This window comes from Parabacteroides sp., assembly GCF_977054455.1.
The window spans coordinates 165,786-191,111 of the sequence record NZ_CDRTCT010000003.1 but is presented as its reverse complement, the minus strand read 5'-3'; the positions used below and the strand labels follow the sequence as shown (position 1 = coordinate 191,111).

Annotated in this window: 18 protein-coding genes, 1 tRNA gene and 2 pseudogenes; 8 read left to right on the top strand and 13 right to left on the bottom strand. The window is 45.8% G+C overall.

Features of this window, described 5'->3' with window-relative positions; translation table 11 throughout:
- Positions 1–558: 558 nt before the first annotated feature.
- The 6 genes from ACW6QF_RS02585 to ACW6QF_RS02560 all read right to left on the bottom strand — a co-directional run bounded on the left by ACW6QF_RS02585 (position 559) and on the right by ACW6QF_RS02560 (position 12,030).
- Positions 559–1,509: a tyrosine-type recombinase/integrase gene (locus tag ACW6QF_RS02585; RefSeq protein ID WP_456086708.1), complete on the bottom strand. Its 951-nt coding sequence runs from the start codon at positions 1,507–1,509 to the stop codon at positions 559–561.
- Between the two features lie 58 nt (positions 1,510–1,567).
- Positions 1,568–3,127, bottom strand: a complete 1,560-nt coding sequence (locus ACW6QF_RS02580; protein WP_456086707.1) for an ATP-binding protein — start codon at positions 3,125–3,127, stop codon at positions 1,568–1,570.
- Between the two features lie 91 nt (positions 3,128–3,218).
- The gene (locus ACW6QF_RS02575) at positions 3,219–4,430 is read right to left on the bottom strand and encodes a sugar MFS transporter (RefSeq protein WP_298546464.1); all 1,212 of its coding nucleotides are present in this window, start codon (positions 4,428–4,430) and stop codon (positions 3,219–3,221) included.
- 28 nt (positions 4,431–4,458) lie between these two features.
- Positions 4,459–7,491, bottom strand: coding sequence for an ATP-binding protein (locus tag ACW6QF_RS02570; protein WP_456086706.1), 3,033 nt, complete (start codon positions 7,489–7,491; stop codon positions 4,459–4,461).
- Between the two features lie 69 nt (positions 7,492–7,560).
- Entirely contained in the window at positions 7,561–10,686 is a 3,126-nt protein-coding gene (locus ACW6QF_RS02565) for an ATP-binding protein (RefSeq protein WP_456086705.1), read from the bottom strand.
- Between the two features lie 183 nt (positions 10,687–10,869).
- Positions 10,870–12,030: an acyltransferase gene (locus ACW6QF_RS02560; RefSeq protein WP_456086704.1), complete on the bottom strand. Its 1,161-nt coding sequence runs from the start codon at positions 12,028–12,030 to the stop codon at positions 10,870–10,872.
- A gap of 231 nt (positions 12,031–12,261) precedes the next feature.
- Between ACW6QF_RS02560 and ACW6QF_RS02555 the strand changes: the two are divergent.
- A pseudogene (locus ACW6QF_RS02555) lies at positions 12,262–12,375 on the top strand (integrase); the annotation flags it as partial.
- A gap of 90 nt (positions 12,376–12,465) precedes the next feature.
- Positions 12,466–13,584: a PDDEXK nuclease domain-containing protein gene (locus ACW6QF_RS02550; protein WP_456086703.1), complete on the top strand. Its 1,119-nt coding sequence runs from the start codon at positions 12,466–12,468 to the stop codon at positions 13,582–13,584.
- A gap of 125 nt (positions 13,585–13,709) precedes the next feature.
- Here the strand turns inward: ACW6QF_RS02550 and ACW6QF_RS02545 are convergent, their stop codons facing one another.
- On the bottom strand, positions 13,710–14,519 hold the full coding sequence (locus ACW6QF_RS02545; protein WP_456086702.1) for a Fic family protein: 810 nt from the start codon (positions 14,517–14,519) through the stop codon (positions 13,710–13,712).
- A 166-nt stretch (positions 14,520–14,685) separates the two neighbouring features.
- A tRNA-Leu gene (locus tag ACW6QF_RS02540) sits at positions 14,686–14,769 on the bottom strand.
- 178 nt (positions 14,770–14,947) lie between these two features.
- On the opposite strand from ACW6QF_RS02540, the gene ACW6QF_RS02535 reads away from it, so the two are divergent.
- Positions 14,948–16,027, top strand: coding sequence for a mannose-1-phosphate guanylyltransferase (locus tag ACW6QF_RS02535; protein WP_456086701.1), 1,080 nt, complete (start codon positions 14,948–14,950; stop codon positions 16,025–16,027).
- Positions 16,028–16,207: 180 nt separating this feature from the next.
- Here ACW6QF_RS02535 and ACW6QF_RS02530 read toward each other — a convergent pair whose 3' ends face one another.
- Both ACW6QF_RS02530 and ACW6QF_RS02525 read right to left on the bottom strand, forming a co-directional pair.
- Positions 16,208–16,660, bottom strand: a complete 453-nt coding sequence (locus ACW6QF_RS02530; protein WP_456086711.1) for a glucosaminidase domain-containing protein — start codon at positions 16,658–16,660, stop codon at positions 16,208–16,210.
- A gap of 92 nt (positions 16,661–16,752) precedes the next feature.
- Positions 16,753–16,923, bottom strand: coding sequence for a hypothetical protein (locus ACW6QF_RS02525; RefSeq protein ID WP_456086700.1), 171 nt, complete (start codon positions 16,921–16,923; stop codon positions 16,753–16,755).
- Positions 16,924–17,010: 87 nt separating this feature from the next.
- On the opposite strand from ACW6QF_RS02525, the gene ACW6QF_RS02520 reads away from it, so the two are divergent.
- The 3 genes from ACW6QF_RS02520 (at position 17,011) to ACW6QF_RS02510 (ending at position 18,016) form a co-directional block, all read left to right on the top strand.
- Positions 17,011–17,235 carry a DUF4248 domain-containing protein gene (locus tag ACW6QF_RS02520; protein ID WP_186931088.1) on the top strand — a complete coding sequence of 75 codons (225 nt, stop codon included), beginning with the start codon at positions 17,011–17,013 and terminating at the stop codon, positions 17,233–17,235.
- A 71-nt stretch (positions 17,236–17,306) separates the two neighbouring features.
- A complete protein-coding gene (locus ACW6QF_RS02515; RefSeq protein WP_374046286.1) occupies positions 17,307–17,624 on the top strand; it encodes a nucleotidyltransferase domain-containing protein in 318 nt (105 codons plus the stop codon).
- A complete protein-coding gene (locus ACW6QF_RS02510; protein WP_456086699.1) occupies positions 17,621–18,016 on the top strand; it encodes a HEPN domain-containing protein in 396 nt (131 codons plus the stop codon). Before ACW6QF_RS02515 ends, ACW6QF_RS02510 begins: the two co-directional genes overlap by 4 nt.
- Before the next feature lie 213 nt (positions 18,017–18,229).
- Here the strand turns inward: ACW6QF_RS02510 and ACW6QF_RS02505 are convergent, their stop codons facing one another.
- Positions 18,230–19,537: a VapE domain-containing protein gene (locus ACW6QF_RS02505; RefSeq protein WP_456086698.1), complete on the bottom strand. Its 1,308-nt coding sequence runs from the start codon at positions 19,535–19,537 to the stop codon at positions 18,230–18,232.
- A gap of 138 nt (positions 19,538–19,675) precedes the next feature.
- Between ACW6QF_RS02505 and ACW6QF_RS02500 the strand changes: the two genes are divergently transcribed.
- Both ACW6QF_RS02500 and ACW6QF_RS02495 read left to right on the top strand, forming a co-directional pair.
- Complete coding sequence (locus ACW6QF_RS02500) at positions 19,676–20,002, top strand: DUF6922 domain-containing protein (protein ID WP_456086697.1); 327 nt, start codon at positions 19,676–19,678, stop codon at positions 20,000–20,002.
- A pseudogene (locus ACW6QF_RS02495) lies at positions 19,957–20,644 on the top strand (nucleotidyl transferase AbiEii/AbiGii toxin family protein). The gene ACW6QF_RS02500 and the pseudogene ACW6QF_RS02495 overlap by 46 nt, the downstream one beginning before the upstream one ends.
- A gap of 115 nt (positions 20,645–20,759) precedes the next feature.
- On the opposite strand, the gene ACW6QF_RS02490 reads toward ACW6QF_RS02495, so the two are convergent.
- Positions 20,760–21,110 carry a hypothetical protein gene (locus ACW6QF_RS02490; RefSeq protein WP_186931723.1) on the bottom strand — a complete coding sequence of 117 codons (351 nt, stop codon included), beginning with the start codon at positions 21,108–21,110 and terminating at the stop codon, positions 20,760–20,762.
- Positions 21,111–21,388: 278 nt separating this feature from the next.
- On the bottom strand, positions 21,389–24,355 hold the full coding sequence (locus tag ACW6QF_RS02485) for a DUF6383 domain-containing protein (RefSeq protein ID WP_456086696.1): 2,967 nt from the start codon (positions 24,353–24,355) through the stop codon (positions 21,389–21,391).
- Positions 24,356–25,326 lie beyond the last annotated feature (971 nt).

Genomic DNA, 25,326 nt, shown 5'->3' with positions numbered 1-25,326 from the left:
TAAGTTACGAAAACTTTCTGACATGACAAAGCCCCGGCTTGGGAAAGTCAGGGCTTTGTTTTATATTTTTCAATAGCTTACCAAAAAGAGGCTGCACCGTAAAAACTTAATTTACGACACAGCCTCTAGATTATGATTTATTGGCATGTTATTTTAGCTGTTATTAGCACCGGGAGTAACTGTTTCCCCTCTGAAAAGGAGGCAAGGAGTGTGTAAATTTGGTTTTTGCACCGGAAATAACGCCTTCCATATCCCCGCTCCATAAGAGAATCTGTTACTTCCGGCAACCGGGAAGAAATCAATAGATCGTCATTTATTTGTACTCGGCCTGTCGGATATCCGTATTCGGGTATCCTGCCTTTTTATGCTCGTTTTTATGTTGAAAAACATCGAATAGGAGAACTCATCAAATAAAATCCCTTACCCGCTTAAAATTAAGCAGAGAAATGTTTTTTATAGCAAAAAGATTTATACCTTTGCCTTCGTCAAAGTTTTAGATAACCTTTGTTTATTATTCTTTATCTAATCCTAACACCCTCCCTTATATCAGAATTAAGGTTAAGCCCGCAGCTTGACAAGATCATCAACCGTACCTGTGACCAGACTATTGGCTTTGCTCAATTCGGAAGGATCCAATTGAGCGAGATAATGCCGTGTCGTTTGTTCGGATGCGTGGCCCAACGCCTGGCTGATCAGAGCGATCGGCGTGTACTTCCGGTAAGCGATGGTAGCCCAGGAATGCCGGACCACATACGAGGTAAAAAGTGCGGGCAATTGCAAACGCTCGCCGATGCGTTTCAATGCAGTGTTGTACTTGCGCAAAAGCTTCTTATAATGTTCGTAAGAAGCAGGGCCTTCCGGAGGGAAGATCGGGAATAGGTAGGGGCTCGACAGAGATGCATATTTATCCAGCAGGCACCGCATCCCCGATGTAATGCCGATCTTGATGGGCGAACCGGTCTTCGTCCGGTTGTAGACAAGCGCACCATCTTTGATATTATCGCGCGTCAGATGTGCCAGATCGACAAACGGTATGCCGCAAGCGATAAACGAAAAGGCACAAAGATCCGCAGCGAACTGCAATTCCGGTTCTTCCTTCAGATCCAGCACGGGAATCTGTTCGAATACTTCCAGGTTTACAGCCCGCTTGATCGTTTTCTCCGGGTGGATGACGATGTGCGCAAAAGGATGGATGCGCGGGACATAGCCTTGTTCGCGGATTATGATGTTATACATCGCCCGCAGTGCACTGACATAGCTGTTCACCGAGTTCACTTTGAGCTTCCTTCCCGCCTGCAAAAAGGCGATAAAACCGTCTACAAGGGACGGCGTCAATCGGGACAGGCTGATATCATATCCATGCCTGTACTTGCGGAACCAGTTGCCGGCGGCCCGGTACAGATCGGCTGTAGCATCCCTGCCTGCCTTGCGCCTGCGCAGGATCAGGACATCTATATGCCGGAACAAATATATTCCCGAAGGCCGTTTCTTTGATTTGTTTGTTGTCATAATCACTTTATTTAGAATGAAACGAATATACAACAAACAAACGAACCGATTGGATGAATCATCCAATCTTCCATTCCCCTATATTCCGTTCTCCGGCATCGAAAGAGACACCAACTCTCACCAATTGCCGTCCATCAGCGGTGTAGGGAATAAGGTAACCTTTGCTGTCGATCTGCGCCAACGCTTCTCCAGCGGAGCCATCGAGCTTGAACTCGAAAACATAAATATGGTCCTTCGTCTTGACCACCGCATCGGCACGACCCCTGGCACTGCGCACTTCGGCATCGCAAAACTGCCCCATCAGCTTGAAAACTATATAAAAGACCACTTGGTAATGACGTTCGGTCCGCGCATTCAACTCATAGGGAAAATCGGCAAAAAAGGCACGCAGACGGGTAAGAAAAGCATCCACATCGCCAGCCCGAAGTTCCCGGACAAACTTACCGATGTAGAAACCTTTGTCGCTATCCGAGATGGAAGAATAGAACGGGGCGATGAAGCTGAGGAAACCGTAGCGCACCTCTTCGTTCGGGAATTGCAATTTATAGAGTCCGAACTCACGGTTATAGTCTTTTATGGTAAGATAGCCGCTTTGATAGATGAGCGGGATGGGATTATTGGCTTCCATGCGATACTCGGTAAAGGCGGATGCTTCCGTCTCTATGCCGTCGATCAATTGCCGCATATCGAATTCGCTCTGTTTCAGCAGTTCGACAAGAAAGGTCGGTGTACCGGTCTGGAACCAGAAATTGTCGAGTTTAAGACTGTCCAACGCATTCAGCAGACTGAAAGGATTGAACATGCCTGGAGTATTTTCCCTGAAATGATAGCCGTCGTACTTATGTGCCAATTTGCCGGGTGTTTCCTCACAGGTATATCCGTTTTCCCGGGCTACCGCCTCGATCTCCGGCTGGAAGTTCTGTTTGAGTTCTTCTAATGTGATTCCGCATATACCTGAATAAGCCGGGAACATACTGATATCTTTTAACTGATTGAGGTCACTGAAAACGCTGACGTGCGCGAACTTGGTGACACCGGTGAGGAATACGAATTTCAGATACGGGTCGGCACTTTTCAACACGCCGTAGAATGCTTTCAGGGTGGCACGGTAATTGGCGAGCAGCGCTTCGTTGCTGAAAACCTGCAAGAGCGGCTTGTCATATTCGTCTATCAGGACGACGACCTGACGCCCCGTCTGCTCGTTGGCGCGGCGGATGATGCCGGCAAAACGGGTAGAAAGTGTCGTTTCATCCTCACCTTTTCCATAAACATCTTCCCAACGGGTAAGATGACTGCTTAATATTGCGATCAATGCTTCCGGCGAATTGTACTTCTCCGCGTTCAGATCGAGATGCAGCACCGGATAGGTAATCCAATCCTGTTCGAGCTTCTCGATAGCAAGCCCTTTGAAAAGCTCTTTCTTACCGAGGAAATAGGCTTCAAGGGTGGAGATAAGCAGGCTTTTGCCGAAACGGCGGGGACGGCTCAGGAAATAGGGTTTTCCCCGCGTGACAAGTTCATAGATAAGTGCTGTTTTATCTACATATATATACCCACCTCTCCGTATGTCTTCAAAACTCTGTATGCCGATCGGCATCTTTCTGACCGCTGTATTCATAAGGCTGTTGCCCGTCCGTTAGTGAACGAGCCTTACAAAGATAGGAAAGAGTTGCGAATTATGAATTATGAATTATGAATTATGAATTTACTCAGCGTATCTTCTTCGCCATCACCCCATACGAATAGATCAGGACGACCGCATATCCGAACAGCGGCACGATAAAGGCGAACGACATCGTCGAGATATCGGCCACATAGCCCATCAATAACGGTCCGACCGCTCCGCCTATCGGGGACATCATCAGGAAGGAGGAGGCACGCTTGGTGTAATCGCCCAAACCTCTCAGCGAGATGGCGAAGATGGTCGGGAACATGATGGCCTCGAAGATATAGCAGGCAAATAAGGCGCTTTTCGACAGGACGCCTACGTTCAGGGTGACGAACAGAGCGCCCAAGACGGTAAAGATCGCACAGATAAACAAGACTTTCTCCGCCCGGACATAACTCATGATCCAGCTGCCGATGATACGCCCGACCATAAACAAGCCCAGTCCTCCGAAGGAAAGGACGATAGCGGCATCGTGGGCATCCATCCAACCGTCGTCGGTCACATAGTTGATAAAGAAACTGTTTATCGATATTTCCGCTATTTCATAGCAGAACAAAGCCATCACGCCCCAAGTGAAACAACGGTGTTTCCACAGGCCTTTCAATCCGGCTTTTGCCTCGGCAGTCGTCTCTTCGCAATCGTCATGGTCGATCTCCGGCAGGCGGATGCGAAAGAAAACAAGGGCGACAGACAGGACGACAACACCCATCACGGTATAGGGCAAAGCGATGTTAGCCTCCCCGTTTCCGGAAAACAACAGCATTCCACCGATCACAGGCGCACAGATGCAGCCTAACCCGTTGAAGGATTGTGCCAGGTTCAAACGGCTGGCTGCCGTCTCGCGATCTCCAAGCTCCGTCACGTAGGGATTGGCTGCCGTCTCGAGGAACGTCAGGCCGCAGCCGATCACGAACAGGGAGAAGAGGAAGAAGTTGAACGACATCAACTGCTCGCTCGGAATGAAAAGCAGCGAACCGATCCCGTAGAGGATCAGGCCGAACACCACGCCTTGGCGGTATCCGTATTTATTGATGAAAAGCCCGGCGGGGATCGCCATCGTGAAATAACCGGTGTACATCGTTGCCTGGATCAGGGCGGAATGGGCTTTCGTCATGACAAGCGCCTCCTGGAAATGTTTGTTCAGGACATCCAGGATGGCATGTGCGAAACCCCATAAGAAAAACAGGGATGTGACTAATACAAAAGGGACCAGATACTCTTTCTTTACCAACGATTTCTTTACTTTTTCCATTATGATGTTATTTGTTTTTATTCTCACTTTACAGGCTTGCCGGCCGGAAGGGAATCGTAAACCAGAAAGTCGACCCTTTGCCTAATTCGGACTCCACCCCGATCTCGCCACCAAAAGACTGGACTATGGACTCGCAAATGGAAAGCCCCAAACCCGTACCCTGCACAAAGCTGTCAAATTTAGCAAAACGTTCGAATACGCGTGGCACGTTTTCCACGGCAATGCCTTTTCCCGTATCCGTAACGTAGAAACGGAGGATATCTTCCCGTTTCTCATAGCCCATCACGATAGAACCTTCGGAGGTATATTTGCAAGCGTTGCTAAGGAAATTGGAAACGACCTGCGTCAACCGGTTTTTCTCCGAACGGATCACATATCCCGGAGAAGGCTGCCGGCAAATGAGGTCCACCCCTTCTTTCACCCTGGATTTATACACCTGATGCAGATTGAAGAAAAGGTCCGACAGGTCGACATCCGAATAGTTGAAATCCAACTGCCCGGCCTCGATCTTCGAAAGGTCGAGGATATCGTTTATCAACTGCAGAAGGAGTTCGTTGTTTGTTTCGACTATTTTCACATACTCCTCGATCTCGTCTTTCTCATCCGTCGTCGCAATCAGGTTCGAAAAGCCGACAATGGCATTCAACGGAGTCCGTATCTCATGGCTCATATTGGCCAGGAAGGCACTCTTCAGCCGGTTTGATTCTTCGGCTTTGTTACGCAGGCGGATCAGTTCGTTTGTCATTTTCAGATCCGTAATATCGCAACGCAAGCCGATCAGTTTGCCGATCCTTCCGTCCTCATCTTGCCCGTACGCCACGGCATGCATTTCGAACCAACGGTTTCCCAAGGCGGGTGCGGTCGTACGGATCTGGACATCCATGACCGGTATCTTTCCTGCAGCAAGCTCTTCCAGGCCCCGGCTCAACAGTATCCGGTCGTCGGGATGGACAAAAGATAGATAATCATCCAACGGGATCACCGCTTCTTCAAATATCGTGGAGTCGGGCGAATAGAAACTCCGGGCTTCGACGTTATATTCCCATGAAATGATCTGGGCGGCCTTCAAGGTAAAGTCCAGTTTCATCTTGCTTTCTTTCAACTCCCGTTCATTCTCGTGGATATCCGTCGTATCGACGATGGTCGACACGACATATCGGTTCCCATCCTGATCTACAAGGCGCGTTTTGGTCGTGATGCCCCAACGGACAGGCAATCCGCTTTCCTTATCATGAAATATCCGGTTGTACGAAATCGGCCCGTCGCTTTCCAGCACGTCGAGATCTTCCTCGCGGTATTGCGCCGCCTTCGGGTCATCCACCTCAAAGTCGTTCTTTCCCAGCAGAAAGTTGAAATTCTCCCCGTAAAACTCGGAGACCTTATTGTTATAGAACAAATACCGGAAGTCATTCCCTACATCTTTGATAAACAACCCTACCGGCAAGTTATCGATAATAGATTGCAAGAACGTCTTCAGGCGCAGTATCTCTTTATCGGCAACCACATAGGGAGTGACATCGTGGGTAAAGCAGATCACATATTCCTTTCCGAACGGCACGACGCGTGCCTTCGTATAAGTGGCGTTGTCTCCCTCTCCATATTTATAATTAAAGACCGTTACCTCGCCGGTCCGGATCGTCTTCTTCACATTCCCGATGATATCGTCCATCATCTCTCCATACCTCGCATACTCCCGGCGGATCTCCCACAGGTTCCGGCCGATCATGTCAGTCACATCTCTCCCGAACAAAGCATGATCTTGGGGATTTACAATATCCAGGATATTCAAATCCGCATCAAAGATCGTCGCCATATCCGGCATGCAGCTCAAGAGTTCCATCATTTTCAGATTGGCGGTCTTGTAGTTTTCTTCTTTGCGTCTCCTGTACATCAGGATTCCGAAGAAAATAACGATCATCAGGACGATCAGGCAAAAAAGAAGTATGATTTCCAGTGAATGTTGTTCCCACAAAGAGGGAGTCCTGTTATAAAGCACGGCTCCTTCCGGCAGGGACGAGAGCTCGAATCCGGCCTTCACAAAAGTCGGATAATTGATATAATAGCGGGGCTGCGAAGGCGTATATTGGAACTCCGGGCTTTTGCTTATCCCTTTTGTCAGGACGCTATGCACAAGAGACGCCAGGTCCTTTCCCATTTCCACACCGGAAATAAAATAGCCGCCGATGAAATTCATGTTCGTCTTCCCCTGGTCCAACGACTGGAATACAGGTATGGAAGTATGATGGGACAAGGCATTATGGAGCATCGAATGGGCATGGGGATATTGGGCGGCATCGGTATACCATCCGCCTGTCAGCAGAGCATGGCTGTCGTCCATCAGGGAAATGGAATCGAGCAATTGCTGGGTAGTCAGTTTGCCGCCGTCCAGATAGTACAGATCAAGCGAATCGACCTGGTCGCAAAGGTTCTTTATATACGCTTCGAAAAAGGCTATCTTATACCGGTTGTCATAGCAGAAGGCTATATGCCGGATGTCAGGGTTCAGCTGCTTGATCAGCTTGAAGTTCTCGATCAGGTAATCCCGATAAGCATAACCCGTCACGTTGAAATCACCGAAAGACTCTTTCATCGGTATCATCTTCTCCACACCGGTCCCATTCAGGCTTGCCAAATACTCATAATCGATAAACACACCCTTCATGTACCCCAAGACAACAGGCGTAGCACGCCAGCTTTCCGGGCAAGCGGCCCGGTAGGCAGACCAAGCTTCGTTCCCCAACAGAACGACGACTTCGGGTTGCTGCTTATACGCCTCGAACAGTTGCAGCATCCATTCCTCCCAGTCTTCAAATGCAGGCGACGATTCAGAATCCATATATTCTACAGATACCCTCGTATCGACCTTCTCGTCCAAATGAGTGATAAGAGAAGCAATCACATGGTTCCCTTCTTCCTTGAGCGGAGAATAAGAACTGATGAGCAAGATCATCTTCCGGTTCTCCGTTTTCACCGTATTTGCCTGTACACGGAAAGAGGAAAGAACAAAAACTATTAAATATATAAGTAATCCGTAAATTGTAGATTTACTGCCTAATCTCATCTTTCTATCATTATAACTCTTCGGTGCAAAAGTAGTGCATTTTTTGTCAGTTCCGGCAATCCTGGGGAATTAAACAAAAAACAACCGCTTGCCTAACAAATCTCCCATCTGCTGTTTCAAGGCCGGCGCATTCAGCGGTTTGGATGTGTAAGCGTCGAAACCGCTGTTCATGATCTGTTGCTCGTCCGAGGCGAAAGCATAGGCTGTCACAGCAATGATCGGCACTTCGGTCGAGAGTTTACGAATCTCGGCAGTCGCTTCGTACCCATTCATTTCCGGCATATTGATATCCATCAGTATGATATGGGGACTATACTTTTTGAACAGTTCCACCGCCTCTTTCCCGTTCCAGGCATGCAGCAACGTATATTCATGTTTCAGGATCGACTCGAACAATTTAAAGTTCCCGACATTATCCTCGGCTATCAGAACGATCAGTTTATCTTTTTCCACCTTCTTCTTCTCGAACTTATGCAAGTGCTTTTCCGGTTTCTGGGCCGGAGAGCATGGGAAGGTGAACCAGAACGTCGTACCTTTCCCTTCTACCGATTCGACCCCGATCTCCCCGCCCAAATGGTCGATGATCATCTGGCAGATAGAGAGTCCCAAGCCGGTTCCCTGAGCGAAAGCGTTCAGCTTGACAAAACGTTCGAAGATCTTTTTCTGCAACTCTTTGGCTATCCCGCAACCCGTATCCGTCACATAAAAATGCAGCCATTTCTCATGTTCCCTGGTGTAACCGAAACGGATACTGCCTTCTGTCGTAAACTTGATCGCATTGGTGGTCAGGTTCGTCAAGACCTGCATAAGCCGGTTCTTGGGAAGAGAGACGTAACATTCGGCGACCCGTTGCTCGAACTGGACCTTCACATCCTTCATCGCCCTGGGTTGCATCATCCGTTCGAATTCAGACAATAAATTATTGATGTCTACATCCGAATAGACGAACTCCAACGTCCCCGCCTCGATCTTCGAAAGGTCCAGGATATCGCTTATCAATTGAAGGAGGAGAGCATTGTTATTCTCGATAATGCTGATATATTCTTCTTTCTCATCTAACTCGTCCGTAGTCGCCAGGACATTGGAGAAACCGACAATCGCGTTCAGGGGCGTACGAATCTCGTGGCTCATATTAGCCAGGAATGCCGATTTCAGGCGGTTAGATTCTTCCGCTTTGTTTTTCGCCTCGATAAGCTCGCGTTCGATGGTTTTACGATCGGTTATGAGCAGGGAAGAGCCGATCAACGAAACTGGACGCCCCTCCTCGTCTCTTTTATCCACGGCAGCGCGGGCTTCAACCCATTCGAAGCCGTGCAATCCTTTCTCCGGATTATAAATACGATATTCCTCCCTTATCTTATCGACCTTCCCGTCGATCAATGCCTGATAGGCCTCTTTCACCTTTTTCCGGTCGTTCTTGAATATTTTGGAGAAATAGTCGGCTTCCGGCACTGACAATTGGTTTTCATCAAACAATTCGGAAGTCCCCGTATCGATTTCCCGGCTCACATCGCACAGGATCGTCCTTTTCTCCAAATCCCATTTCCAGGGGGTCACGTTTGCGACATCCAACGACATGGACAACTTCTTGTTGACAGTCCGCAACAATTGCTGCGCTTTGAACAGTTCGCTCGTATCGACCATAAATATATCCACACAATCCTTCTCGCTGGCAGAAATAATCATCACGCTGAAATAGCGGTCCGACGGGCCGAAATAATATTGCGTGCTCACTTTCTTATTCTGCCCCAATACCAGGCTGCACATATTCAAGTATTGCAAGAACTGCCGGTCATGCACTTCGGAACCTTTCTTTCCTTGGTAACTCCTATTCGTATCCAACCGCTTTTCGAATTCCGGATTGACATTCTTTATGATATAATCGACCGGTTTGTTGTCTTCATCAAAAATCACCTGCTGCTTCATATAGCAGATCGGCATGTTATTAATCAGACGGCTATAACTGCTCATCAACTTCAGTTCCTTTTCCTGGTACAACCGTTTCTTGTTCAGGGTCGAAATCCTGAAAGAGAGGAACAGCAGCAAGAAAAGCAACGAAGTGCCGCCGGCCAAGACATAATCGCCATACTGCTCCCAGAACGAAGGGGGCTTCATATAAAAAAGCGAATCGGGCGGACAAGCCGAGAGGGGGATACCCGACTTTTCCAACATCTGATAATTCAATACCGGACGCGGACCTTCGGGCATGATTATGGAATTATAGATTTTTCCCCTCAGCAATTCGTCAATGGTGGTGTACAGCAGGGAGGATATTTTGGAGGCCGGATAATAGCATCCGCCGACCATGCCGTTCTTAACGATGTCCATGTCGTTCAACGTAAAAATGGGAAGATCGGTATAGGAACTCAGCATCCGATAGGTATCGGAACTCAGCAGGATGTACTTTCCGCGCTCGTTCCTCAGTATCCAGGAATAATAAAGGATCCCGGTATGGGCATCCGAACTTTGCAAGATATTGATCAAATCTTCCGTTTGCAAATCTCCGGCTGTCAGTATCTCCAGTTCTATATCCGGGAAGGATTCCAACATTACCGTCTCTAATGTGCTTTGGTTCTGGGCGCTGATATAACGCTTATCGGAGAGGAACAACAGGCGGGTCATATCCGGGATGCATTGTTTCATCAGGGAAATCGTCTCACCGATAAATTCGGGGACATATACGACTGTCAGATTCTTGCGTGTCTTGACACGGTCCGCGAGTTGCAATCTTTCGTCTATCGGACAAGCCTGCTTGGACAAATAATATTCACGCGGCCCGATATACTCCTTTTCCGCACAGAGCAGAAGCGGCACATCGACTCCCCAACGCCGTACCAGCTCATCCCGGAGCAAGACATAGGAGCTATTCCCTAAAAGGACAATCAGCAAAGGGGGTTTGGCGGTATATTTCTCCGCCAATTCGTCAATAAAGTCTTTCACATCCTCTTCCGTTTCCATCAACATCACGTCCATATGCTCGGTATAGGCATTGATACTGTCATCATCCGTAATCATCCGTTCATAGATGGGAGTCGTAAACACCCGGCTCCAGGGAGTGGATTCCGTATAGGAATTTATGATCAGGACATAATCCGATTGCTCTGTTACCGAAGAAGCAAAGACTGAAGTTAACGAAGCCAATAAGAATAAGCAGGTCAACAAAATGAATATCCGACAATGATGCAATAGATCCATGCTACAAATTTTATCTTAGACAAAGAATACAAATCAAATACCTCTTGAAAATCAAAATAGAATTCCAGTGACAAAGGTATCGATTTATTCCTGACAAAAACAATAATACGGAACATTAAAAAACAAATCCCGAGAATTTAACTTCTCACGGATCCATTGTCTTTGAACACACCGGACGGCCTTTTAGCCGACAACATACCGGGCCTTTCTCCCCATCGACCGGTAAATAGCAGCGACGATCAACCAGGAAATGCCAAATGCAACAACTGCGGCGGCAGGTATCTGCAAGGCGACCGGGACATGCAGGGCACGCATCAGGACGACACCCGGACCGGTAAAGAAATAATGCACCATATAGATCCCGAACCCGCAAGTCGTCAGGTTCGCCAGCAAGCTCTTGATCTTTTCGGACCGCACGTTCGCCTTCTTGGCCAGCAAGAAAACGGGGATCGTCATCATCACGACATTAAGAGAACAATAGGTAAAGAAAAGTTCCAGCAATTCTTCGCTGTACTCCGGCAAAGCGGTTACATAGCGGAAACCATAAAAAGTCACGGCATAGCCGAGCACGAACATCGGAATTCCGACCGACAATATCTTGCTCAACTCCCAATCATGATTGCGCAGGTAATGGCCTAAAAGCAAGTAGCCATTGAATCCGGCGAAATAATACAACATATTGAAAGAGTTCCAGGAACAACCACCCCAGATATAAGGCGAAACGAACTGATAATAATAAGGTAACAACGTCGACACGCCCCAGGCCACGAGGAACCATAGCTTGGCCTTTTCCGAGGCTTTCTCCACCCAGGCAGAGAAAACAGGCAGGTACAAGTACAGTCCGATCAACAGATAAATATACCACATATGCACATCCACAATTGAGAAATTCAACGGGATCTCCGCAATATATCTCAAGGAAACACCCAACGACTGTCGGGCCACCTCTTCGCCCGAATAGGGGAAAAAGTCCAAGATCACCTCCGGTGCCAGGCCAAGCAGTCCGGTTATCCAGGGGAACAGATTATAAAGCACCGACCAGATCAGGAACGGCCAAAAGACACGGCTGATTCTTTTTTTATAGAAGACGGAAGTATCGCCCTTCACCGGCAGCAACAAGGCTCCCGTAATCATCACGAACAGGGGGACGCAGGGACGTAGCAACGACCCGTAGGCAGCTCCCCAGAACTTGATCTGATCGATATTGGCAGGCGATTCGCCCGGATAAAAGTTAAACGGATCCGCACTATGGCAGCAAACCACGGTAAACATGGCGACAAAACGCACCACATCCAACCAAACGACATGCGATTGGCCGATTGCCGAATTCTGACTCTTCATCATGATATTAGCATCTTATTAAGTTTATATTCCAAATTAAGAACCGCCCGCCACGCAAACGGTATCAGGAGGGCAAAGATAGGATATAAATTTTCAAACATGCTTTTTACATCTTCTATTATTCAAAACTGACTTTATTTGCTGTTTTACAGAATCTCGCTTACATCCATCTGCCTGTAATATAATCTAAGGGCAGGACACGAACCGATATATTAATGTATTTAATTCTCCACGTATTATTTAGATAGAGAGGAAAAGCCCGTATTGGATGAAAACGGTAATCAAGTGTACTATGATAGCGGAAAGATGCAAGGTAAGCCCAAATTTGCTATAAAGCATACGGAAAAGTACACCGTGCGGTGGATGAATTGAAAGAGGAAACAATAAACAGCTTGCCCGAACTAAAGTTTTAACCATAAAAAACTTATCTTTGTAACTATGAACTTTGAAGCATTAGTAAAACATATCAGCACGATACAGGACACGTTGCAGGCACAAGCCGCACACGCTGTAAACCTCGCCCTTACCTCCCGTAACTGGCTTATGGGTTGCTATATCGTGGAATTTGAACAGAACGGGGAAGACCGTGCCGCATACGGTGAACAACTGTTGAAGAAACTGGAACAACGGCTGAAAACAAAAGGTCTGAACGAACGTAGATTTCGAGAATTTAGGCGGCTGTACCTTGTTTATCCACAGCTAAAAGAGCAGATATTGCACTACATAATGTCAGGAAATGTAATTCGGCACACACTGTCCGCCGAATTCCCTGAACCAATTCGGCACACGGTGTGTGCCGAATTACATGGAGCAGACAATCAGATTCATAACTGGAATATACCTGCTGAAAGGCTGTTTAACAGATTGCCATATTCTCACTTAAAATTCATATCAAAAATTGAAAATCCGGTTAAACGTGCTTTTTATGAAATGGAAGCAATAAGGGGATGTTGGTCCGCAAGAGAATTGGAACGACAAATAGCATCCTTGTATTACGAACGTAGCGGACTATCCAAAAACAAAGAAGCCCTCTCCGCTTTAGTCCAGCAACAAGCAACCTTATTGCAGCCTAAAGATGTTATCAACACCCCTGTTACTTTGGAGTTCTTAGGACTAAACGACCGTGCATTAGTGACGGAAAACGATTTGGAGCAATCCATTCTTGACAACCTGCAACACTTCCTGTTGGAAATAGGACATGGCTTCTGCTTTGAAGCCCGACAAAAACGTATCTTGATTGATGAAGATTATTTCTTTGCCGACCTTGTATTCTATCACCGCATTTTGAAATGCCATGTTATTGTGGAATTGAAGATAGACAAGTTCCGCCATGAATATGCTTCACAACTAAACATGTATCTGAACTATTTCCAAGCAGAAGTGATGCAGCCGGATGATAATCCGCCTATCGGCATTTTGCTTTGTACAGAAAAGGGAGATACATTAGTAAAATATGCCACTGCAGGATTAGACCCGAACATCTTCGTACAGAAGTACATGATAGAACTTCCAACCGAAGAAGAATTAAAAGCGTTCATTTCTTCTTCAAACTACTAAACACACGCCTTTTTTCAAAAAGCAAAACCGGCGAAAAGAAGAATGCTGCTTATTGGCAAGTAAGCCATTCTTACAGAAAGGCAAAATGAAATTAACTTGTAAGCTGAATTTGAAATGGAATAAATTCAGAACATGAAACCAAATCCTTTCCTCTGTGAAGCATTGAACCTCTCAATCTCCAAAGAGAGGGATTTCCTCAACTGACTTGCCATGAACGCCAAGAAAGGCAAATTGCTATCCTCTTCCTGCGACTGCCGTAAGGCAAGGATATATCCGTCCCTATCTTCTTTGAATATCTTAGCGGGGAAAAGATCATGAAAGAACTGGATATAGTTCATCAACAATCGAGAAGTACGTCCGTTGCCATCCACCCACGGATGAATAGTTACCAAGTTCAGATGGGCATTGAAACTAAGTTCGTACTGCTCCCGAATGGTAGATACGGCATTGATGCGTTTTTGCAGCTGATTACATAGCTCGGCAACTTTAGCAGGCACTTTCTGATAATTCATATAAGAACGTCCACCGATACCAGCCGTAACTCCACACAGGCGGTACTCGCCTTTCGAGGAATCAAAAGAACCGCCCATTACGTTATGCAGGCTCCCAGTAGTACGCATCAAAGTAGCGTTCAGCCTTTGTAGGAAAGAAGAGGTAATGGTAGTTTTGCACTTTGCTTCTTCTTTTGCCATCTCATATGCCTTCTTCAGATCCTCATTCATCAAGTGATATACGAGCGGTTTGCCGCCAGCTGTCACACCTTCGTCAAACAGCAGCTGGGCTTCTATCTCTGTCAGCGTAGAGCCTTCGATGGCGGTAGAGTGGGCAATAAGAGAATAGAGGTAGTACTTTTCGTAGTCCACCGCTTCACCGATACCGAGTTTCACGAACTTCCGATATAGTTGCTCTATCTCTTGCCAAATAACTGTTTCCATTGCTTACTGCCAAACTTAATTGTTATTTCCTTCAAAAATACTTTTGATATAACATTCTGCCAAGTGAATCAACCACTTTCTTTTTATTATTTTACACGTGCAAGTAAAATCAGGAGAAAAGAAAAAAAGCTAAGTGCCGGTTACCAACGCTTAGCTTTTTATTTAGTACCCAGACCCGGGATCGAACCGGGATGGAAGTGAATCCATTGGTGTTTGAGACCAACGCGTCTACCAATTCCGCCATCTGGGCATTTGCTTTGAGTAAGTTTGTTTCTCAATTGCGTTGCAAAGGTAGGCATTATTTTTAAACCTGCAAGCATTTTCCTCTTTTTTTTCATTTTATATCTTCTTAGGATATGCGGATAGACGAAATCCCGGAATATTTCGTTAACTTTGTAAGAGTATAACTAAAAACAACCTGGATCATCATGAAAGATAATTATTGCGTTATCATGGGCGGCGGGATCGGAAGCCGTTTCTGGCCTTTCAGCAGAGAAAGTTACCCTAAACAGTTTCTTGACTTTTTCGGTACGGGCCGGTCATTGCTACAGATGACATTCGACCGCTTCTCCAAGATTATTCCGATCGAAAATATATATATCGTAACGAACGAGCAATACGCTTCTCTTGTAAAAGAGCAACTGCCGGAGTTGGGAGATTCGCAGATATTATTGGAACCGGCGCGTCGTAACACAGCTCCCTGCATTGCTTATGCGGCCTACCACATCAAGGCATGCAACCCGAATGCGAATATTGTCGTCGCTCCATCCGACCACCTGATCCTGAAAGAGGACGTCTTTCTGAAAGACGTGCAGAAGAGTCTCGACTTCGTAAAAGACAACCATGCACTGGTCACGTTAGGCATCAAACCCAGCCGTCCCGAAACAGGCTACGGATACATCCAAAGCAGCGACATCATGCTAGGCGAATTCACGAAAGTGAAGACTTTTACTGAAAAGCCGGATCTGGAACTGGCGAAAGTATTCATGGAGAGCGGCGAGTTCTTCTGGAACTCCGGCCTTTTCGTCTGGAACGTCAACGCCATCCTGGAAGCCTTCTCCAAATTCCTTCCGGACATCTCCCTCCGTTTCGATTTGGGCAAAGACAAGTTCAACACGGCGGAAGAACGCGATTTCATCGCCGAGAACTTCCCTTACTGCCTGAATATCTCCATCGACTACGGGATCATGGAAAAAGCGGACAACGTATATATGCTGTGCGTCGACTTCGGTTGGGCCGACCTCGGAACATGGGGATCGCTGTTTGACCTGGCGAAGAAAGACGAACAAAACAACGCGCTCCTGAAAAGCGAAGCGATGATGTACGAAAGCAGCGGCAACATCGTGGCCCTCGACAATCCGAAACGCCTCGCCGTCATACAGGGCATCCATGATTGCATCGTGGCCGAATCCGGCAATGTCCTCCTGATCTGCAAGAAAGAGGACGAACAACGCATCAAACAATTCGTTGCCGATGCCCAGATGAAATATGGCAAAGAGTTTAATTGAGTCGAACGGTGAAAGATGAAAGGTGAAAGTTACGACAAGCGGTATTTAACTTTCACCTTTGAACTTTCACCTTCCAACTATTTCCTGATTCCCAACAGAAACTCGATCAGCGACTTCACAAACTCTAAAATCGACCTTACTTTACTCATACGCATTCTCCTTTTTTTTCAGATTAAACAATTATTTAAATGATGCTATTAGCCCGATGTCGACGGCGATCCTCCTCAGCGTCCGGCAATACGCAGCCCTGTTGTCCCCGTTCGCTTCACTGATATACCGGCTGTAGGCGATCTCTTGCGCATACGCTTCCGGATAGAAGCTGACTGCCGCAGCCTGGGGATAGGCGGAAGAAACCAGACGGGCAAAATCCATAAAACCATGTTCGGGCGTGTCATACCGGCGGAACAGCAATCCCCCGTTTCCCAAGTCTGTCTTTCCCCCATGCCAGTAAGCATTCGCCACCCCGTAGCCCGCGATCCCGAAGAAATTATGATACTTCACCGCCAGCACGCTCTCGCCCCATCCCGACTCGATCGCCCCTTGAGCCAATATCACCACCGGATTCATCCCGAACAACTCCCCCGCCGTCCGCGCCGCCTCCCCATACATCTTTACAAATAAACGCTTTTCCATTTCCTTCACCTCCCCTAAAAAGGGCGGGCAACCCCCGCCCCCTACAATTACCACTCTTATTTTTTAATTTTTAATTTTTAATTCTCAATTCCCTACAGCTCCCCCGGTCTCTCCTCTTCGCCACCGGACCCGCCTGAAGCAGCAGGTTCGAGCGTCAAGCGTTCGCCTTTCACCGTCTGCGTCAGATTGCGCAACAAGCTGCCCGGCCGGAAACAAAGGCGGGGCTTACGAAGCTGCGAGGCCGAGAAATCCTCCACAGTCACACTGCCGGATAAGTATTTCTGCCTTATTTACTTGATATATAGCTATTTATTTCGTACATTTAGGATATCATACAAACAAAAAAAGACATGGAAACGACAACCTTTCGCATTCGCGCCTACGGGGTAGGCGAACTGGCCGGCCTATACAACCCGCACCTCACTCACCGCGCCGCCATCATGCAGCTCTGGCGCTGGATCAACTACCAGGGAGCACTCAAAGAAAAACTGACAGTCCTCGGCTACCGTCCGGGGCTGCGCTGCTTCACCCCGAAGATGGTGGGCTGCATTGTGGAGCATTTGGGGGAACCGTAAAGGGAAAAATGTAAGAAAGATTTTTTATCTTTGCCAAAGTCAAGTTTAAAACTAAAAGAAGAAAGGAGCCCATTATGAGACGACCTAAAATAGTAAAGGCATTAAGCGATATCTTGCAGCGTATTGCCCCTGATGCAACCGCTATCTTGTATGGAAGCGAGGCACGAGGTGAGGCTCATTCGGATAGTGACATCGATCTGCTTATCCTTGTCGATAAAGAAAAGCTGACCTTGAAAGAAGAACAAGAAATAACCTATCCGCTTTACGATGTCGAGATCGATACGGGAGTCATGATAAACCCGATCGTCATAAGCCGAAAGAAGTGGGAAGATCTCAAATCCCGTTCGCTGTTTTATTATAACGTAATGAAGGAAGGGATTGTACTATGATAGACGATGAGCTTCGCTTTAACATTGTAAACTACAGACTGTTTAGTGCACGAAATTCATTAGGAGAAGTTCTTTCATTATCCAGAGACCAATATTTCAATGCAGCCATATCACGAATGTACTATGCTTGTTTTCATGCCGCTTCTGCCTTATTAATCAATGCCGGCTTAGAAGCTCGGACACATACGGGAGTCCGTCAGATGTTGGGTAAAGATTTTGTCCAAACCGGAATCTTATCACGCGACATGAGCAAATTCTATACAAATTTATACAGTAAACGGCAAAGTAGCGACTATGACGATTTTTTCGATTATACATCTGAAGATATAGAAGAATTATATCCGCAAGCGGTAGCTTTTATCGACGCAATAGAAAAAATCATTAAAGGATAATTATTTCTCGGTTCCCGTCCCCTATTTTTTCGGACAAGAACCGCTTCATTTCGGACAGGGATCCCGGAAGGGGTGGACGTGGTGGACGTTATTTTGCGTTTTCAAGACTTTATACACTATGGTTATGGTTAAAAAGAGGGGGTATGACCATAACCATAGTGTATATAAGTTTACAAAACTGCATTTTTACGTCCACCACGTCCACCCCAGCTCTCAATGCTGATGAAACAAATCCGGGTCGTCCACATCCGTATCATCCTGTTTATCTGAAAGATAAACATCTTTATCCGTTTCACGACCTTCCCCGGCATCATCGCCCGATATCCCCATTTGGCGTGCCTTCACCTGTTCAAAAGTTAGCTCAACTACGGCAAAAAGGCGTCTTCCCTTCCGTATTTTGTATTCAAAATCGTCTCTGGTCAGTAGTTTTCCGATGTTATTCACGTTCGTTCCGGTCACCGATAACCGTGCGTAGAGGCTAATTTTGGCCATTATTTCGCTACTTGACAGAAAAAGTGGAACGTCAAAACGTTCCGGACGGCGGAAATAAGTATAGAAAAGTTCCTCTTCCGGGCTGCTCTGCTGGAAGGCTTCGTTGTTTACGTTCAGATCGGTGATATCGGTATCGGAAAACCAGAATTTGAAACCGCCACGATACAACGCCAACGCCTGCGCATAAACACCGGCATGATCGACAGGGGTACTATAGTCTATGGCTTGCGCCTCGAAGCAGAGGAAACGGCGCGATCCGGTACGGTCGGTGAGCATCTGGCTGTCGTTGACCGTTGCGGCAAACGAGGCGCGGCGCACGTAAACCTCCGCATTGCGGGCATACGCCCGGCGTTCGCGCACCACATCCTTCGTGATCATCGCCTTCAGACGGTTCAACTCCATACGGCTCTGCCCCGAAAGCTCGTCGAGGAGGATCAGGAAACAGTCCGAGAGCAGAAACAAGGCGTCTTTGGACGAGGGGTCCACATTACCCGAAAAGACGTATGCGGACAGTGCGGGAGGAACCAGCCGGCGGAACCAGGTCGTCTTGCCGATCCCCTGCTCCTCGACGTGCGAATAGGCGCTTGCCACAGCCTGCCGCAACTCCTCCTCCGGCAGGTCGCCGAAGTTCGACCGGCAATAACCCTCCGTCTCTTCCTTCGGGACTCCGAGGCGGTTGCAATGCCAAGCGAAGAGATGGACATAATTGTTGCGGCTTCCGTCGGCATACTTGTATTTGCTTGTCGTACGCCGTCTGGCCCGCGCAAACAACCTGCTGACGGACATCAAAGGCTTGTCAGGCGGCACAGGAGACAGGACGGGGATGTCGCCCGGCAATTCTCCGGAGCCGTTCAGCCAGGCTTCGAAACGGGGCGAGATATACAGGGCGCTGTCGTACGAAACAAAGCACAGGCGCCCCGCATCGCTGCCCGAAGCGTCGATTTCGACTCCCAGCACTCTCTCGTAGTGGGCCTTGATCCGATCATATCCTTTCCGGTGGTTCGCGGGGTCGAGGGGTGCACAAAGCAACTTCCTTTAGAAGAATAAAATTCACTTGATCGATTTCTCCCAAAGACATATTATTAAGAAGCAATAAAAAACAGTCGCGAAATTGTATATTCCGGTAAAATATAGTAAATTTGTATAGGCATAATAAAAGGATGCAAGATGACTATCTTTGATGAATATAAGACATATACAGGTAACTCTTCGATTTCACCCTCCTTGCTTTGGGAATATGACTTATCCCATTTCGACTGGTGGAAGTCAAGAAAAATTGTAGTTCAACGAGTCATTGAAAGAGGGTGGCTAAAGGATTTCTATGCAGCATTTAATCTATATGGCGGCATAGAGGGATTTAGGGAAATAATAAAGGAAGTTCCAAACCTGTCTCCTATGGATATGAATTTTGTCTGCATCGTTTTTAATCTAAAAAAGGAAGAACTCAAATGCTACACACGGAAACAATTGCGGAACCAACTCTTAAACTCCTGAGAAAACTGGAAGCTGAAAACGAAATGGCAGGCTTTAATTTGGCAGGCGGAACTTCACTGGCTCTATATCTGGGTCACAGAATCAGTATCGATTTGGATTTTTTCACCCCTGAACCATTCAATACGGCACAATTAGAAAAATACCTTTCAGACAAATATGGATTCCGCACCGACTTTTCACACAAAAATACATTGAAAGGTTCTATTGATGGAATTAAGATAGATTGTATCACCCACTCTTATGGATATCTCGAAAAGCCATACACCGAATCCGGCATAAGATTATACAGTATGGAAGATATCATTGCCATGAAACTTTCCGCCATTGCCGACAATGGGTCGCGGTTAAAGGACTTTATTGACATTGCTTCTCTCTACTCGTTTTCCATTCAATACAATGTTAAGAATGTATGAACGCAAATTTCCTCAGTCTAATGTTATTAGGCCTTTCAAAGCCATTACTTACTTTGACGACATAGACTTCGAAGAAAATATTATCATGCTGAATGGGGAATATGATTGGAAATTGATTGAAAGAAGATTGATCGATATGACCAAAATTCAAAATAAGATTTTCGAGTCATTCCCACTCCCTCAAAAGAAACAGGAAAAGGGTACAGCCGTTCCAATCTCGAAAATATAAGAAAGTTATACATTCACTATCCAATAAGGGTGTGCCAAAATCCCGTTTTGTCATGATGGACTTAATTTGGCGCAGTTCCAAGACAGACGCCCGTAGCGACCTTCGCGGATGCCGCTCACTCTTCCGAAAGGAATCGTTTGGCTGCATCCAGGAGGCTGACGAATTTGATCGGCTCGCTTCCTTTTTCCGGCTGTATTTTCACCACGCTGTCGATCACCCTGAGAAAGGCTTCGCGGTTGCTCTTACCGTTCACCTTGCACTGGTTACTACGAAGCAGCGGTTCTAAAAGCAACAGGAACTCCTGGGTCGATCCGGTAAAGACGATCTGCTCTTCCTGCACCATGTCTTTTTCCCATACGGCATGCTCAAGAAGGCGGTTGAGACGGTTACAGTTTTTTTCGAGTTCGTGCAGCTGCCGCCTTGCCAAGAGGCAAGACTCTTTCACTGCCGCCGATTCTTTATTCAATTCGGAGGCTTGGATTTTTTTTCATCTTATAGAATTTATATGCTTACAGGGATAAATAAATAAAAAAAACGAAGCCCCGGAGATGTCGATCACCTCCGGGGCTTGTTTTTTGTATGCCTTCGTCCTTCACAGGGGAAAGGCTACTTGAACTTTTAAATTCAATATACTTTAGTATTATTAATATTAAATCCGGCCGCTTGTTCGCCTGTCGCAGGGTAATTGCCGTTTTCACGGTACGCGGCCAAACATTTTAGAATTATTGATTATAATATCTTTAGTTATTTAACGATAGCTTTTACAGCCTCTTCGCCTTCAACAGCAACTACGACTACACCTTGAGGAGCAGCGATTGCAGCGTTGTCGGAAGTAAGAACCGTATTGGCTACTACCTGGCCCAAGATATTGCTGATAACAACCTTCTTGCCGGCAGCACCAGCGATCGTTACTTGGCCTTCGCCGGCGATAACGGTTACTTCGGATGTTGCGATTGCTTCGTTAGATGTAGCATAATCAGGAGCTTTCAATGTAGCCACCATGTTTTCGTCCGAGTTAGTTTTTACAACCAACAAACCGTTAATACTTACTACATATTTATTATCCTTCAAAGACTTCATCTGATAGTTATCTGTTCCATCAATAGCGATAAACTGGAACTTAAAGTTCTCAATACCACCCAATAACAGACCTTTAGCAGCATCATCAGAATGCTTAGTTCCGTTAGCTTTAGCCGCTACTGTATCAGGAGCCATTACACCGGCTTCTTCATCAAAGTTATTAACAATCAAAGTATCTACACCATGACGTGCAGCAGTACGGAAGTACAGGCGGTTAGCATTCTGCAAAGTATACAAATCTTTCAGATCGGCAGATTTGTTAATAGAATCCTGGCTTGCGACAGTCAGATACATTCTTTCCGCAGAAGCCTCTTCAGCCTTTGTCTCTTCACCAGCAACAGCTTTAATACCCTGAGAAATGAAATATGTTGCTGTCTGATCAGCTACATAATTTACAGTATCGAACCACAATGTGAAGTTATCGTTAACAAACTTGTCAGCATCAGCTTTCAGGTCATTACCCGGTTGAGCCATCACAGCCAAATTGTTTTTACCAATAGCCAAACGGTCGTTGTTATTATAGATGTTCTGGTGAACCGGCATCGTGAACAACATTGAAGGAGCATCCAATTCTGTAACAGTAAACAAGTCGGTGTTCTTAGTATTTGCAGCCAGCTTGATTACGGCAGGAGCAGTAGATTGTGCATTGATACCCACTTTCTGTAAACCGGCAGATGTATAAGAATTTGTAGTATCGATCAAAGCATAAGTCGTTGCAGCACCCCAAGATTTCAGATAGAATACAGCTGTATCTTTAGAGGCATCTTTTGTCAGGGCATAACCGTCTGTTGTCGGAGTTACCCATTCGTCTTTGCTTGTTACCAAGATATAAGACTGACGATACAAAGTATCGATATTAGCTTCTTGAACACCAATAGCACCACCCTTTTTCAGATTGCCATCTTTCTTCGGCAATTTCAAATAGAATGAATATTCCGTTTCATCCAATACCAAAGAAGAGTCAGCTTTAGCTTTCGGTTGCATAAACAATGCATTCAGATAAGGAGATGCAGAAGCGACTTTAAATCTCTTGTTCGGCAGAGATGCTTCATCGAAGTACCCGTAACCAGTCGTAACATAATTCTTAGTACCGATCTTGATTGTTTTTTCTGTAATTTTAGCATCCTCTAAGAATAATGTGTCGCCAGCACAAACAAAAGTATTAGCAACTACTTTACCGGCAGCATCTTTAACAGCATTGAATGAACCAGAAGCCAGTTGTGCGTTGGATTCACGGTTCACAATCTTATAAATGCCCTTAGCACTGCCTGCAACAACAGCCCATTGAGAAGAAGGAATTGCCACACTACCCTTACTTTCCTGGTAAGCGTCAACGTTTGCCAAATCTAATACTTTATATTTACCATAGTTCGCATTGGCAGCACCGCCCTTTTCTTTATTCATATCCTTAATAAAGTAGATGCCTGCTGTGATTTCAGCGTCACCACCGATAGCAGTTGAACGACCGGAAGCAAGGATGTTTGCTTCAGAAAAACCTACGAGATATGCATTATTAGATACTCCTGAGAACTTAGCATCGATACCCAAAGCAACTGTAGTGCTCAACTTCTTTAAGCCGATTACAGGAGCAGCACTTGATGCGGCCAAATTGTGCATAGACAAAGAATCGCCTACAGTCCAGTTACTACCAAGTGTTTCAGCCTCAGAAGAAGCAGAAGAAGAATAAACAGGAAGTGCAATAGGAGCAATAGACAAAGAGTCGTTACCGTATGTATATTTAACTTGGAACATATACAAACTATCACTTTTTGCAATACGCAACCCTGTACTTGTTCCCCAAGCTGTTGCGTCACTACCTTGTTTTAAAGAATCTGTTTTCAAGATATACGTGCCTTTACCTGCAGCAGCAGCTTGGTCTGTACCGGCCATAAATGCTGTATCCACAGACAGATAATTTTCTTTCGCTTTACTATCCTTTACCTGGAAGAACAATGTATCAGTACCCCATTCGCTTGCTTTTGAAGCAACCCATGTTTTGGATGTCAGCAAGTTTGTTTCGCCAGTAGTAGTTGTTGCAGGATCTTTTCTGCCATTTACTGCTGCGAAGTTGAAACCTTTGATGTACTGGTTGAAATCATCAGCATTTAAAGTAATGACATTATTCATCTTACGAGGAACAAAACTTTCAGTAGAAGAGGTTGCACCTTTCGCTGACACAACTTGTACATTAGAAACAGCAACACAATAAGCAGAGTCACCTTTAGTTGCATAAAGTCCCTTATCACCAATAGCCCAAGTGTCAATACCTGTTGCTACTTCAGAAGAAGCGGCCCCTTGCCCACCTAATGCCTTTACTGATAAATAATGGCCAGTCGCTCTATTCTGAAATTTGAAAGTAGGCACAGTACCTGCTACTTTTTCTACACGCCAAGCCATAGAATCCAACACAGCGATAGTTGAATCTGTAACAGAAGTAATGTCTTTGTGCAATTTCAAAGTTCCGTCTACTGTAACGGACAAATCGTTACCGGCAGTTACGGCACTACTTAAAAATACAAAGTCACCCGTTTTCAGGTCACCTGTACCTAAGTAAACGCCATCTGTAGCATTTGCCGACAATCCACAAGCTACCAGTGCGGCAGCCAAAAGAGTAGAAAATCTCTTGTTCATAATTTAATAATTTAATTAGTAATAAAACCTATTTGTTATATAATGTGTACAACTCCGATGAATGTTAACGTATGTATTTTGATAATGAAAACGTACGTTTATTTTAGTCATTTTTGGAGGGGCAACAGGAGGTTCGTGGTAAAAAGGCGGTATGTTTGTACTCGATAAGCTATCTAATTGATAAGAAAGAATATAGAAAAAGAAATTTTCTTGGATAAAAGGGTTGCAGGTTTAAAAAGTATGCGTATTTTTGTAGCTGAAAAATGACGAATCTAAACGTACGTTTTTTTAGTCATTTCGATTTTACCTTCCTATTTCTTTTATTCCCAATAAGTTACAAGCAAAGAACAAGCCATTTTATCCTCTCAAAAACGGCCTTTTTCGTCATTTCCCATAAGCAAGCATATAATTCTCACTCCTAACAATTTACGTCCTTTTGTTCAAGTAATACTAAAAGTAGAAAAACGGCATTTTTGAGAAAACAGCGAAAAAACAGGCTAAAAACGGCAAAAAAACCTTTCCCACTCCCCAACGGTACATTTAAATGAACCGGGGTTCTCTATTTCTATGCGGTCGTCATAGATGGCAATTGCTACCGAACGAGACCGTACCGCCCATACCATTGAGAAAGACACAAAGTGAAAAACGGCTCTCAAAACAGTGTATTAAGAAACATTGATAACCAATCCATTACAGTTTCCCCCTGAAGGAAACGAAAATTCCCCCTGCAGGGAACGAGCGTTTCCTATGCTGGAAACGGTAGTTTCTTCGTTAGGAAACGAGAGTTTCCTCGTAAGGGAACTTCATGAAAGCACAACCTTGTCTATTTGCCACCCATGAATCAGCATTTATGTTTCTGCCTAATTTTGGTAGGGTTGCCCTGAATCAGATAATTTTCGCCATTGAATGGTTATCTTTGCGGCGGATATTCAAAAAACATTCCATCATGGGCATCCACGAATATGTACAGA